Raw genomic sequence first — 12,884 nt, 5'->3', positions numbered from 1 at the left:
GGGCGAAGCGCTACTGCAAGCGATGGCACCAATGCGTGCACTACGGCGCGGTCCTGGTGGGGGCCCTTTTCTCTTGAGCGGCCCCTGACCAGGCACGATGGTCCGGGGTCGTCGTCGTTCTGTGGTACGGACTCCCGCGCGGGCGCGGACTCGTCGGCCGCGCGGGGCGGACCGGCTACGGCTCCCTGAGTGCGTAGTCCCGTGCCAGGGACGACCAGTCGACGTCCCGCAGGGCCGGGTCCGAGTCGTACGCGTCGGGGGCGCGGGGCGTGGGCTGGAACCAGATGACGGTCAGGGCGGAGCGGTAGGCGAACGGGTCGCTGGCCGGGGTCACGGGCGCGGAGGAGAAGCGGCCCACGCAGGCCACGCGCGGGAGTGTCTCGACGGGGCCGAAGGCGCCCGCGTACTGGTCCGGGTACGCGCGCGGGGGCGGGACCAGGTGCACCGGTGTGGGTGGGGACATCCGGGCGGCGGTGCGCAGGAGTTCCGCGATGCGCAGGTCGTTGACGGGGCGGCACGGGTAGCCCTCCGGCATGCCGCCGCCGTAGGTGGCCGTGAGGCGCAGTTCGGCCAGGTCGACGCTGCGACCGGAGGTCAGGACGATCCTGGCCAGCGACATGGCCGGCTCGCGGAAACGGTCGCTGAGGCGGTTGTGGGGCCGGGCCGCCTGGGGCCGGTCGAGCCGGCGGTCGTAGGAGTGCTGGTGGGGGCGGTCGTGCATCGGGGGCTTTCCGGTCGTGCCGCGGGGAGGGCCGCGTGGAGGGGTGTGGAGGGGGGAGGGTGCGTGAGGGTGGCCGGAAACGGCGCCCCGTCAGGGAGGTGTCAGGGGTGGTGGCCCGTCATGCGGGCCGCCGACGTGATCGTCGCGCGGGCCTCACGATCGGTCAGGCCGGTGGCGCGGGCGGCTTCGAGCAGGGGGGCCAGCAGGGCCGGGCCGATGCCGTTCTCGTAGGCGCGGCAGGCCGCCCAGAAGAGGCGTGTGTTGCGCTGGCCCTCGTGCGCGGCGAGGACGAACTGGACGAGGCCGCGGCCGTCGCTCACTGCCCCGCCGCGGCCGTCGCTCACCGTCCCGCCGCGGCCCGCGCTCACTCCCGGGCCGCTCCCGCCGCGCCGTACGGGTGGTGGCAGCAGCAGGCGCAGGAGTGCGGGCGGGCACGGTGCGGGTGCCAGGTGGGACGTGCCGGGGGCGGTCGTGTAGGTGCCGTGGTGGGTGCGGGAGCCGGGGCCGACCAGGTAGCCGCCGGCGCCCCGGATGTCGATGCCGGGAGCGAGGCGGCCGGCCGAGTTGGGGACGACGTGGTCGGGCGGGCCGGTCAGCCAGAGGTGGCGGCCTCCGCTGGGGGTCAGGACCACCACCGTGGGCGGGATCGTGAACAGGTGGCGCAGGGCGAGTTCGCGCAGGGCGGTCGAGGAGTCCGGCTCCGCGTCGTCGTGCCTGATGTCCAGGTCGACGCCGATCAGATGGTGGGGCGGCAGTCCGCAGGCGATGCCGTAGCCCGTGGCCCACGGGGCGGCGGCGAACAGCGCGCGGACGCGGGCCGGGTCGGTGGAGGCGTCGTGGACACCGTGGCCGAAGCGGCCGCACTCGCCGTGGCAGATGAACGGCTGCGGGGTCGAGGCGCCGCGGTGAGGGGAGCGCAGCGCCGGGAGCTTGGTCCGGGCCAGCGGGATGACGGCCAGCCCGCGCTCCGCGGCTGACAGGGCGTGTGCGAGGGCCAGCGTCGTGGCCTGCCGGTCGGTGGTGGCCATGGGTCTATGTTCGTACGTATGTTCGAGAAAGGGAAGAGCGGGGGTGCGACACGCCGTGGGGGCTGGCGGGTGAGGGGAAAAGTGGCGGAACGCTTCCCCTCTTGTGGCGCTTGGGGATGAGTCACCCTGACTGTCCCTTAGTGGGACGGAAGGGAGTGATGAGGGTTTATCGATATGTCCTCACGCTTGAGGGCGAATCGCGTCTTCCGGGGTGGTTTGCCGGGAGCCGGTGGGCAACTCTGATCATGCGACGTCGTGCACAGCGTCGAGGCGGTCGGCCAACTGCCTTGACACGAGCCCTAGTTCACGTACTTCTCGCGTTGTCGGCTGGAAGCCGGTGCGCACTTGTTCTGGAGGAACAACATGGCAAGCATCCGTACCGCCCGTGTCGTCGCCGCCCTCGCCGCCCTTCCGCTTGCCGCCGCTCTGCTCGGCGGGATCGCGACGGCGGACAACGGCGCCCTCGCGGACGACGGATCGAGCGCGACCGCCGCCAGTGCCAACGCCGGCATCCTCGGCAGCGGCGTCGGCGGGAGCAACAACGGCAACTCGTCCACCACGCAGCAGCAGGCGGTCGGCTCGGGGGCCTCGAACCAGAGCAACACCGCGCAGGTCGACGGCTCCGCGTTCACGGCGATCAATCAGGGCAACGAGAACGTGGCCGTCAGCTTCACCCCGCTGTGGTGGTGAGCTGAGGGGCCGGCGCGGGTGCGTTGCCGCGCCGCCCCTCGGGTCGTCGTGCGGGTGTGCTTCATGGGGTCGCAGTGCGTCCGGGCGACGGTACTCCGGTACCGTCGCCCGGACGTTTTCGTGCCCGGTCGTACTCCGCCCTCGTGCCCGGCCGCCCTCCGTCCTCGTGGCCCCCCGGCACCGTCCTTGTGGCCCCCCCGGGCACCGTCCTTGTGGCCGGCCCGGGCCCCCTGCCCCCGTCGCCGGTGCCGTCCGCGTGCCCGGCTTCGGGCCTGTGCTCGGGGCCGTCCGGGCCCGCCGGGACGCCTGTCCCGCGCGGTCCCTAAGGGATCGACCCGCACTCCCTCTCCTCCCCCACTCCACCTACAGGAGGTGGGGCCAACACCACCCCTACAACCTGAGGCGGACTCGGCTTCGGGACCTGCGGCCGATCCGCGGGCCGCCGCCCGCTCCTAGCGTGGAGCCATGACCACACCCGTCTGCACCAGCGCTTCGAACGCCGCCACCGCCGTGGCGCCCGCCACGAGGCCGACGATGACGACGCAGACCTTCCCGTACCCGTCGTTCGCGTCGTACGTGAAGGCCCGCCAGCCGGTGCTGCTGCGTACCGCCCGGTCCCTCACCGCGAACCCGAGCGACGCCGAGGACCTGCTGCAGACCGCGCTCGCCAAGACGTACGTGGCCTGGGAGCGCATCGAGGACCACCGTGCCCTGGACGGCTATGTGCGCCGGGCGCTGCTGAACACCCGGACCTCGCAGTGGCGCAAGCGCAAGGTCGACGAGTTCGCCTGCGACGAGCTGCCCGAGCCGGAGCCCGTGTCCTGCGGCGACGACCAGGCGGAGCGGCAGGCCCTGCACGACGCGATGTGGCGGGCGATCATGAAGCTGCCCGCGCGGCAGCGGGCGATGGTCGTCCTCAGGTACTACGAGGACCTCAGCGAGGCCCGGACGGCCGAAGTCCTCGGAGTTTCCGTGGGTACGGTGAAGTCGGCGGTCTCCCGCGCCCTCGGCAAGCTCCGCGAGGACCCTGAGCTGGGCTTTGTCCACTCCTGAGCCGCCCTGAGGGGCCCCGGTGGGCGCCCCTGTCGCGCGCCGCCCGCTGATCGATCGTCCGGGGCTAGTGACATACCACGCGGTATGTGCGCAGAATCAGCGCAACCCTTACCGCCGCGTAGGCAATGTCGCCCCGGGAGGACACCCGTGCTGAGCACGATGCAGGACGTACCGCTGCTGATATCGAGGATCCTGACCCACGGGTCGACCATCCACGGCAGCTCGCAGGTGACCACCTGGACCGGTGAGGACGAACCGCACCGCCGCTCCTTCGCCGAGATCGGAGCCCGCGCCGCCCAGCTGGCGCACGCCCTGCGGGAGGACCTCGGGGTCCGGGACGCCGAACGTGTGGCGACGCTTGCCTGGAACAACGCCGAGCACGTCGAGGCCTACTTCGCGATTCCGTCCATGGGCGCGATCCTGCACACCCTCAACCTCCGCCTCCCGCCCGAGCAGCTGGCCTGGATCGTCAACCACGCCGCCGACCGGGTCGTGATCGCCAACGGTTCGCTGCTGCCGCTGCTCGCCCCGCTGCTGCCGCACCTCAAGACCGTCGAGCACGTCGTCGTCACGGGGCCGGGCGACCGCTCGCTGCTGGACGGGGCCGCCGCCGTCCAGGTGCACGAGTACGAGGACCTGATCGCCCCCAAGCCCACGACGTACGACTGGCCCGAGCTGGACGAGCGGGCCGCGGCCGCCATGTGCTACACCTCCGGCACCACCGGCGACCCGAAGGGCGTGGTCTACAGCCACCGCTCCATCTACCTGCACTCCATGCAGGTCAACATGACCCAGTCGATGGGCCTGACCGACCAGGACACCTCGCTGGTCGTGGTCCCGCAGTTCCATGTCAACGCCTGGGGACTGCCGCACGCCACCTTCATGACCGGCGTCAACATGCTGATGCCGGACCGCTTCCTGCAGCCCGCGCCCCTCGCCGCGATGATCGAGGGCGAGCGGCCGACGCACGCCGCCGCCGTCCCCACCATCTGGCAGGGCCTGCTCGCCGAGCTGACCGCCAAGCCCCGGGACGTCTCCTCCCTGACCCAGGTCACCATCGGCGGCTCCGCCTGTCCTCCCTCCCTGATGGAGGCGTTCGACGCGCTCGGCATGCGGGTCTGCCACGCCTGGGGCATGACGGAGACCTCGCCGCTCGGCACGGTCGCCCGGCCGCCGGCCCACGCGATCGGCACGGAGCAGGAGTTCGGCTACCGCCTCACCCAGGGCCGTTTCCCGGCCGGTGTCGAGGCCCGCCTCACCGGTCCCGGCGGCGAGCGCCTGCCCTGGGACGGCGAGTCCGCCGGTGAGCTGGAGGTGCGCGGCAACTGGATCGCCGGCGCCTACTACAACGGGCCGGGCGCCGAGCCGTTGCGTCCCGACGACAAGTTCAGCGAGGACGGCTGGCTGAAGACGGGTGACGTCGGCACGATCTCCCCGGACGGCTTCCTCACCCTCACCGACCGGGCCAAGGACGTCATCAAGTCCGGCGGGGAGTGGATCTCCTCCGTCGAGCTGGAGAACGCGCTGATGTCCCACCCGGACGTCGCCGAGGCCGCCGTGGTCGCCGTCCCGGACGACAAGTGGGGGGAGCGCCCGCTGGCCACCGTCGTCCTCAGGGAGGGCGCCACCACCGACTTCGCCGCCCTGCGCACCTTCCTCGCCGAGGACGGCAAGATCGCCAAGTGGCAGCTGCCGGAACGCTGGACGGTCATCGAGACGGTGCCCAAGACGAGCGTCGGCAAGTTCGACAAGAAGGTGCTGCGCAGGCAGTACGCCGACGGGGGCCTGGACGTCACCCGCCTCTGACCCGCGCGGACAGGAGGACGAGCACGGTCACGGGCGACCTGGCACCCGTGACCGGTCACGGCCTCCCGTTTTCGGTGACCCCTCACCGGCCTCCTGACTACGGCGACCGGTCTCCGGGTGGGATCCACGGCCAGGCGGCCACGGCCCCCCGCCCGGGAGGCACGTCCTCACCGCGCGGTCCGCGCGGGGCGTACGATCGTGGCCGTCCACCCCAGCACCAGCCAGGCCCCCGCCACCGCGCAGACGCCGCCCCAGCCCCAGTGGCCGAACGCCGGTCCCGCGAGCGCCGAGGCCAGCGCGCCGCCCGCGAAGCCCGCGACGACGTACGCCGTGTTGGCGGTGGCCGGGGCCGAGGTGGTGGTCAGGGCGAGGGTCTGGTTGGCGACGTGGGAGGCGACCAGGGCGGCGTGCACCAGGACGGCGGCCGCGCACAGGGCGGCCATCGTCCGCCCGCCCAGCCAGAACAGCGGCACCGACAGGGCGGCCAGCGCGTACGCGGACCGTACGACCTTGGCGGCGCCGAACCGGTCGACCAGGCCGCCCGCGAGCGGCGCGACGACACTCGCCGCCAGCCCGAACAGGCCGAACAGACCGGCCGCCGCGGTGGTCATGCCGTACCCCTCGTCCCCCGTGAGCAGCAGGGCGAGCGACGTCCACAGGGCGCTCCAGGCGCCGTACATGCCGGCCTGGCGCACGCACGCGCGCCACAGGTCGGGGGAGCGGCGCACCACGCCCGGTATCGCGACGAGCCCGGCGAACAGCGGGCCCCGCCGCTGCCGTCGCTCCACGGGCAGGATGTAAGCCGTCGCCAGCCCCAGCACGGCGGTCAGGACGGCGGCGCCCACGAACACCGTGCGCCAGCCGAAGGCCTGCCCGGCGAGGCCGCCTAGCACCCGGGCCGCGACGACACCGGTGAACAGGCCCGCGATGACGGCGGCGACGTGCCGGGCCCGGCGGTCGGCGGGGGCGCGCTCGGCGACCAGCGGGACGAGCAGCTGCGGTACGACGGTCGCGGCCGAGGCGACCAGGACGGCCCCCGCCAGCGCGCCGGTCCCGGCCGACGCGGCGGCGGCGAGCAGGGCGGCCGTGGCGACCAGCGAGAGGACGGCGACCAGGCGGCGCCGGTTCACGCTGTCGCCGAGCGGGGCGAAGAAGAGCAGGCCGGCCGCATAGCCCAGCTGGGCGACCGAGGCGAGCCAGGCGACCGCCGACGGGGTCGAGCCCATGTCGTGGGCGATGAGGGGCAGCAGCGGCGCCGCGAGGTAGATGTTGGCGGCCGTGACGGCGGTGCACAGGGCGATCAGGGGGAGGAAGAGCCGGGCGGCGGCCGTGGAGGGAGCGGCCCCGCCCGGACCACCGCCGGCGGGGGGCCCTGCGGGCCGGCACCCGGGAGCGGGTTCGGCCCCGGCCGGTGCGGTTGCGGAGGTGGACGGCGATGACGTCATGAGCGGAGCTGCCCCTTCGAGTGCGCAGTCATAACCAACTGGTTGGTTGGAAGTAACCAGGGGAGTCTCACGCGCATTCCCGGATGCTGTCAACCAAATAGTTGGTTGCCCGGCCCGCCCCGCTTACCCTGGCCCTCATGGCAGCAAGGGACCCCGAGGCAACGAAGGCCCGGATCTTCGAGGCGGCGGTGACGGAGTTCGCCCGTCACGGCATCGCCGGCGCGCGCATCGACCGCATCGCGACCGAGGCGAAGGCCAACAAGCAGCTGATCTACGCCTACTACGGCAACAAGGGCGAGCTGTTCGCGTCCGTCCTCGAGAAGAAGATGCTCGACCTCGCGATCTCGGTCCCCGTCGACCCGGACGACATCGAGGGCTGGATCGACCGCCTGCTGGACTACCACGCCGCCCACCCCGAGCTGCTGCGCCTGCTCTTCTGGGAGGGCATGGAGTACGGCACCGCCGAGCTGCCCCACGAGGCCGAACGCCAGGCCCACTACGCCCGCAAGGTCGACGCCCTGCGGGACGCCCAGGAACGCGGCGTGGTCACCGGCGCCATCCCGGCGACGGACCTGCTCTTCCTGCTCGTCGCGATGGCCAACTGGGCGGTCGTCGTACCGCAGATGAAGCGCATCCTCGTCGGCGGCGGGGAGGACGACGCCGACCGCCTGCGCGACTCGATCAAGAAGGCGGCCCGCCGCATCGTCGACGACCGGTGACGCGCGCGGTGCCGTGGACCCGCGAGGGCGAGGACGCCGTCGGCCGCGACGCGGGGCGCCGTCGACCGTGGCGCGCGGGGCACCGTGGGCCGGTAACGCGCGGGGCACCGTGGGCCGGTGACGCGGACGTGCCCTCGGCCGTGCGAGGCCGAGGGCGCCCTCAGTTGGTCCCGATCCGCGCGAGCAGCTCGACGATCCGGGACTGCACCTCACCGCTGGTGGAACGCTCCGCCAGGAACAGCACCGTCTCGCCCGAGGCCAGCCGCGGCAGGTCGGCCTGGTCGACGGCGGCGGTGTAGACGACCAGCGGGGTGCGGGTGAGCTGTCCGTTGGCGCGCAGCCAGTCGATGATCCCGGCGTGGCCCGCCTGACGCCGCTCGATCTGCATCAGGTCCATCACGACGAGGTTGGGCCGGAACTGCCCGGCCAGCGTCACCGCGTCGGCGTCGCTCGCCGCCCGCGCCACCTGCATCCCCCGTCGTTCCAGCGTCGAGGTCAACGCCAGCGCGATCTCCGCGTGCTCCTCGATCAGCAGCACGCGAGGCGGGTGCTGCTCGCTGTCCCGCGGGGCGAGCGCCTTCAGCAGTACGGCGGGGTCGGCGCCGTAGGCGGCGTCGCGCGAGGCCTGTCCCAGCCCGGCCGTGACCAGCACCGGCACCTCGGCGGCCACCGCCGCCTGGCGCAGCGACTGGAGCGCCGTACGCGTGATCGGCCCGGTCAGCGGGTCCACGAACAGTGCGGCGGGGAACGCCGCGATCTGCGCGTCGACCTCCTCGCGCGAGTTCACGATCACCGGCCGGTAGCCACGGTCACTGAGCGCCTGCTGCGTGGACACGTCCGGCGCGGGCCACACCAGCAGCCGACGCGGGTTGTCCAGCGGCTCCGGCGGCAGTTCGTCGTCCATCGGCTGCGGACGCGGCGGGTCGGCGACCTCGACGGCGCCGCCGGGACCGTCCAGCGGCTCGGGTCCCTCGGCCGCGTTGCGGTCCGGCGCTCCTATGGCGTACGACCGTCCGGCGCCCTCGGTGACCGGCGCCGGCCGTCCCTGACCGCCGACGGACGACTGCTCCTGGGGCGGCTTCGGGGGCTGGGCCTGCGGTTGCCGCTGCTTCGGCTGCCCGGCGGCGGGCTGCGCTCCCGGCGGCTGCTCGGCGGACGGGTGCGGACGGGCGGACGGCTCGGACCGCGTGGTGGCCGGGTCGGGCGGCGTGCCCAGCTTGCGGCGTCGTCCGCCGCCGCCCGGCTGGTGCGGGGCGGGCGTGGCCGACGGCTGCTGCACCTGGACCGCCTGCCGGTTGAACGGCACCCCCTGCCCCAGTGTCCGCACGCTGAACGCCCGTCCCTGCGTCGAGTTCGGGTCGAAGGGCGCGGACGCCTCGGCGGGCAACGGCTGCGCCGCGCGCGGCGCGGGCGCGTTCTCGGGCGGCAGGGGGGTGCCCCGGCTCGGCGTGGTGGCGGGAACGCCCTGCGGAGCCGCGGGCGCGGCAGGCGCGGCCGAGGTCGCCGGGACCGCCGGGGCCGCGGGACCGGCAGCGGCGCCGGGCGGTACGGGCGTACCGGCACCGCCCTCGGTGTCCCCGGCCGCCGGCCACGGCTGCGGCGCGGGCCCCGGCTGACCAGGGACCGTGCCGGCAGCAGGGGCAGCAGGGGCAGCAGGGGCAGCGGGGGCAGCGGGAGCTGCGGGGGTCGGGGCGCCGGCCTGCGCGGTGCCGACGGTGCCGGCGCCGGGCTCGGCGGGCCGGGGCACCTGGGCCTCGGCGCCCACGGCGGGCACGGGTGCTCCGTGCACCGGCGGTGTCCCTTGTACCGGGATGCTCGGCGCGGGACGACCGTCCCGCGCCGGGACCGGCGCCTGCTCCTCGGCCGGACGGGCCGCCCCGGCCCGGCGGCGGCGTCCCGTCGGGGCCTCGGCGGGGTGCGGCTGCGGCGGAGTGTGGTCGTCGGCCGGGCCGTGCGGTACGGCGTCGTGCCGGCCGTCGGCGGGAAGGGCGTCACCGGGCGCGGCCGGCCCGGGCACCGGCACCCGGCCGGCCTGCCCCTGCGCCCGTTCCTGCCCCTGCGCCTGCGGGTGGCCCCGCAGTTCCTCCGCCGGCTGCCCGGCCTCGTCGGACGGGCGGTCGGCGTCGGCGGGCGGCAGGGCGAAGACCTGGCGCGGAGCGGCCTCCTGCGCTGCGGCCCGCTCGTTCGCGGAAGCCAGCGCACGGCGTCGCCGCCCCGTCGGCTGATCGGCGCCCGCAGGATCCGCCGCGTCCGCCGGGTCCGAGGCGCCGGCCTGCACGGGCAACGCCCGGGGCAGCGCGTGCTGCGCAGTACCGTCCTGCCCGGCTCGCCTGCCGGTGGGCGCGGGCACACCCTGCGGCGGTACGGTCCCGCCCAGCCCGGTGTTGGACGCGGCGGATCCCCCGCCGTGCTCGCCGGCCATGACGACGGCGCCCTCGGACACCCCGGCGGGCACTCCCTGGGGCACCCCGGCGGCCTGCGCGCCCTCGGCCCCGGAGCCCTCGGCGGGCCGTCCGCGCCGACGCCCGGTCCCGCCGGACCCGGCACCCTCGGCGGGTCCCGCCTGCGCGGGTACGGGAACCGGCACCGGCACGCCGTCCGGCGCCTGCGCCTGCGCCGGTGCTTCGACCTGGTCCTCTGCCGGAGCCGCCGCCCGCCGCCTGCGCCGACCGGTCGGGGTGGCCTTCTCCGCCTCGGCACCCGCACCGGCCTCGTCGGGTGTCCCGGCGACCTCGCTGTCCAGGAACGCGTCGACGGAAGCCCGGCGCGCACGCCGGCGCCCGCCTCCGGGGGCCGGTTCCCGGACCGCCAGGGCGACTTCCGCGCCCGCGGCACCGGCGCCTCCGGCCGGGACGGACGCCCCGGGGGCCGCGGGGTCGACCGGGGCGAGCTCGGCGCCGCCCTGGGCCCCGACGGCTCCGGCCCCGCCCCCGATCGGCACCTCCAGCACGTAGGCGCTGCCGCTCATGCCCGGCACCTCGTGGGTCTGCAGCACGCCGCCGTGCGCCCGCACGATCCCGCGCACGATCGGCTCGTGCACCGGGTCTCCCCCGGCGTACGGCCCGCGCACCTCGATGCGTACGACCTCGCCGCGCTGCGCCGCCGCGACCACGACGGTGTTGTCCAGGTAGCCGCCCGTGGCCGACACGGGAGAGTTGCCGGTGGCGTCGACGCCCGCGACGTCGGCGACGAGATGGGCGAGCGCGGTGGCCAGCAGCCGGGCGTCGACCTCGGCCTCGATCGGCGGCGCGTGCACGGCGAACTGCACGCGCCCGGGACCGATCAGCTCCACCGCCCCGTCGACACCCGCGGCGACGACGGCGTCGAGCATCACCTTCGTGCGGGCGACCTGTTCGCTGCCCGCGTCGAGACGCTGGTAGCCGAGGACGTTGTCGATGAGGGTGGTGATGCGGGAGTAGCCGGCCGACAGGTGGTGCAGCACCTGGTTGGCCTCGGGCCACAACTGCCCGGCGTCGTCCGAGGCCAGCGCGGCCAGCTCCCGGCGCAGCTCGTCCAGCGGCCCGCGCAGCGAGTCGCCGAGGAGGGTGAGCAGCTGCTCGTGCCGCCCCGCGATCGCCTCGTAGCGGTCCTTCTCCCGCTCGCCGAGGGCGGCGTAGCGGTCGGCGTCCGCGGCGATCTCCTCCGCGTGCTTCTCCCGCAGCTCCTCCAGCTCGGCGACGTGCCGCTCCCGCAGCCCGGTCAGCTCGGCCGCGTGCTCCTCGGCGAGCCGCTCCACTTCCTCGGCGTGCCGCCGCTCCGCCTCCTCGTGCTCCTTGACGAGGGCGTCGTAGGGGCGCCGGTCGGTGAAGGTCATCACGGCGCCCACGAGCTGGTCGCCGTCGCGCACGGGCGCGGTCGTCAGGTCGACCGGCAGCTGGTCCCCGCTCTTGGCGAACAGCACCTGTCCGCGCACCCGGTGCTTGCGCCCGGAGCGCAGGGTGTCGGCGAGCGGCGACTCGTCGTACGGGAAGGGCGAGCCGTCGGCACGCGAGTGCAGGACGAGGGTGTGCAGCTCGCGGCCGCCGAGTTCACCGGCCCGGTAGCCCAGGATCTGGGCGGCGGCCGGGTTGACGAGGACGATCCGGCCGTCGGTGTCGGTGCCCACCACGCCCTCGGAGGCGGCCCGCAGGATCATCTCGGTCTGCCGCTGCGAACGGGCCAGCTCGGCCTCGGTGTCGACGGTGCCGGAGAGGTCGCGGACGACGAGCATCAGCAGCTCGTCGCCGGTGTAGCCGTAGGTGTCGTAGGCCTGCTGGCCGGTCTCCAGGTTGGCGCTGGTGACCTCGACGGGGAACTCCGCGCCGTCGGTGCGCCGCGCGACCATCCGGGTCGGCTTGGTGCGCGCCCGCGGGTCGATGTGGTCGGGGCGGCGCATGGAGCCGGGGATGAGCCGCGAGTCGAACTGCGGCAGCAGATCCAGCAGACCGCGCCCGACCAGCGCGGTGCCCGGCGCCTCGAACGCCTCCAGCGCGATGGTGTTCGCGTTGACCACGGTGCCGTTGGCGTTGACCAGGACCAACGCGTCAGGCAGCGCGTCCAGTATGGCTGCGAGGCGAGCAGTGCCCCGGGATGGCCTGCTGCTCACGAGACGCTTCCCTCCTGTTACCGCACTTGCCGACCGCCTGGGCCATCTTGCCAACGGGCCCGCAGCGTGTCACGCGAGGGAGTCTAAGGGTTGGGGCCCGGCGGGCGGCGTGGGATGGGACGGAGGTCGCACGAGGAAGTGACGTAGAACGTGTGACCGGTGACCGCCGGACCCCGCCCGAGCCCTACTACCGGGCCCTGCCCGAGCCTTACGACCGGGTCGCGCCCGCCGGCTCCGGCAGCAGCGGCACCATGCGGTCCCAGCGGGAGATCTCGCACCCGTCGCGACGGTCGTACGTCGCGTCGACCGGGCGTCCCGCCCAGATGCCGGTGACCCGCGCGGTGGCGGGGCCGCCGTACTGCATGGTGCAGACACTGCCCTCGGCCACCGGGGCGAAGGTGTCCCGGCCCCACCGGGTGTCCTGCTCGACGGCGGCGCACGCGCCCTCGGGGTCGGGGTGGTCGCCGTCGGTGGGGTGGCAGTACAGCTCGTACGTGCCGTCCAGGCCCGGGCCGGCGTCGCGGACGGTGACCGTCAGGTGGTCGCCCTCCGTCGTGCCGGGACCGGCGGCCGAGGCGGCGGCCGGGTGCGCGGCGCAGACGGAGGCGAGGGCGGCGGCGGACAGGGTGGCGGCGCCGAGCAGGCGGGCCGCGGGGGTGCGGGAGATCCGGTACATGACCTGCCCAACGCGCCGGCCGCCCGGACGTTGCGCGCGCGGCCGCGGGGTACGCCGTGCGGACGCCCCCGGCAGGCCGTAAGGGCTTTGCCCCGCGGCCCGCCCGCCTAGTACCGTAGGGGTCGATTGGTGACAGCGCGCTCAACTGTGTCATCATCGGC

9 protein-coding genes are annotated in these 12,884 nt (G+C 74.8%); 4 read left to right on the top strand and 5 right to left on the bottom strand.

What is annotated here, in order from left to right; translation table 11 throughout:
• Positions 1 to 175 precede the first annotated feature (175 nt).
• Both EV562_RS29670 and EV562_RS29665 read right to left on the bottom strand, forming a co-directional pair.
• Positions 176 to 619, bottom strand: a complete 444-nt coding sequence (locus EV562_RS29670; RefSeq protein ID WP_133890061.1) for a hypothetical protein — start codon at positions 617 to 619, stop codon at positions 176 to 178.
• A gap of 203 nt (positions 620 to 822) precedes the next feature.
• Positions 823 to 1,749 (bottom strand): bifunctional DNA primase/polymerase, encoded by a 927-nt coding sequence (locus EV562_RS29665; RefSeq protein ID WP_133889934.1) that lies wholly within the window; start codon positions 1,747 to 1,749, stop codon positions 823 to 825.
• A 363-nt stretch (positions 1,750 to 2,112) separates the two neighbouring features.
• Here EV562_RS29665 and EV562_RS29660 point away from each other — a divergent pair, with 363 nt between their 5' ends.
• The 3 genes from EV562_RS29660 (at position 2,113) to EV562_RS29645 (ending at position 5,298) form a co-directional block, all read left to right on the top strand.
• Positions 2,113 to 2,439 (top strand): hypothetical protein, encoded by a 327-nt coding sequence (locus EV562_RS29660; protein ID WP_133889933.1) that lies wholly within the window; start codon positions 2,113 to 2,115, stop codon positions 2,437 to 2,439.
• A 465-nt stretch (positions 2,440 to 2,904) separates the two neighbouring features.
• Positions 2,905 to 3,492, top strand: coding sequence for a SigE family RNA polymerase sigma factor (locus tag EV562_RS29650; RefSeq protein WP_166662060.1), 588 nt, complete (start codon positions 2,905 to 2,907; stop codon positions 3,490 to 3,492).
• A 147-nt stretch (positions 3,493 to 3,639) separates the two neighbouring features.
• Positions 3,640 to 5,298 (top strand): long-chain fatty acid--CoA ligase, encoded by a 1,659-nt coding sequence (locus EV562_RS29645; RefSeq protein ID WP_133889931.1) that lies wholly within the window; start codon positions 3,640 to 3,642, stop codon positions 5,296 to 5,298.
• 167 nt (positions 5,299 to 5,465) lie between these two features.
• Here the strand turns inward: EV562_RS29645 and EV562_RS29640 are convergent, their stop codons facing one another.
• Positions 5,466 to 6,743, bottom strand: coding sequence for an MFS transporter (locus tag EV562_RS29640; RefSeq protein ID WP_133889930.1), 1,278 nt, complete (start codon positions 6,741 to 6,743; stop codon positions 5,466 to 5,468).
• A gap of 137 nt (positions 6,744 to 6,880) precedes the next feature.
• On the opposite strand from EV562_RS29640, the gene EV562_RS29635 reads away from it, so the two are divergent.
• Positions 6,881 to 7,462 (top strand): TetR family transcriptional regulator, encoded by a 582-nt coding sequence (locus EV562_RS29635; protein WP_133889929.1) that lies wholly within the window; start codon positions 6,881 to 6,883, stop codon positions 7,460 to 7,462.
• A gap of 160 nt (positions 7,463 to 7,622) precedes the next feature.
• Here the strand turns inward: EV562_RS29635 and EV562_RS29630 are convergent, their stop codons facing one another.
• Together EV562_RS29630 and EV562_RS29625 are read right to left on the bottom strand one after the other, a co-directional pair.
• Positions 7,623 to 12,047 (bottom strand): PAS domain-containing protein, encoded by a 4,425-nt coding sequence (locus tag EV562_RS29630; RefSeq protein ID WP_133889928.1) that lies wholly within the window; start codon positions 12,045 to 12,047, stop codon positions 7,623 to 7,625.
• A gap of 208 nt (positions 12,048 to 12,255) precedes the next feature.
• On the bottom strand, positions 12,256 to 12,723 hold the full coding sequence (locus EV562_RS29625) for an SSI family serine proteinase inhibitor (protein ID WP_133889927.1): 468 nt from the start codon (positions 12,721 to 12,723) through the stop codon (positions 12,256 to 12,258).
• Between the last annotated feature and the right edge of the window lie 161 nt (positions 12,724 to 12,884).

The organism is Streptomyces sp. BK208 (assembly GCF_004364245.1).
Lineage (GTDB): Bacteria > Actinomycetota > Actinomycetes > Streptomycetales > Streptomycetaceae > Streptomyces.
This window is presented reverse-complemented; position numbering and strand designations above follow the sequence as displayed.

Excerpts from the sequence above, each read along its gene's own strand:
- EV562_RS29670 (WP_133890061.1), bottom strand. The coding sequence starts at position 619 with ATGTCGCTGGCCAGGATCGTCCTGACCTCCGGTCGCAGCGTCGACCTG.
- EV562_RS29665 (WP_133889934.1), bottom strand. The coding sequence starts at position 1,749 with ATGGCCACCACCGACCGGCAGGCCACGACGCTGGCCCTCGCACACGCC.
- EV562_RS29660 (WP_133889933.1), top strand. The coding sequence starts at position 2,113 with ATGGCAAGCATCCGTACCGCCCGTGTCGTCGCCGCCCTCGCCGCCCTT.
- EV562_RS29650 (WP_166662060.1), top strand. The coding sequence starts at position 2,905 with ATGACCACACCCGTCTGCACCAGCGCTTCGAACGCCGCCACCGCCGTG.
- EV562_RS29640 (WP_133889930.1), bottom strand. The coding sequence starts at position 6,743 with ATGACGTCATCGCCGTCCACCTCCGCAACCGCACCGGCCGGGGCCGAA.
- EV562_RS29635 (WP_133889929.1), top strand. The coding sequence starts at position 6,881 with ATGGCAGCAAGGGACCCCGAGGCAACGAAGGCCCGGATCTTCGAGGCG.
- EV562_RS29625 (WP_133889927.1), bottom strand. The coding sequence starts at position 12,723 with ATGTACCGGATCTCCCGCACCCCCGCGGCCCGCCTGCTCGGCGCCGCC.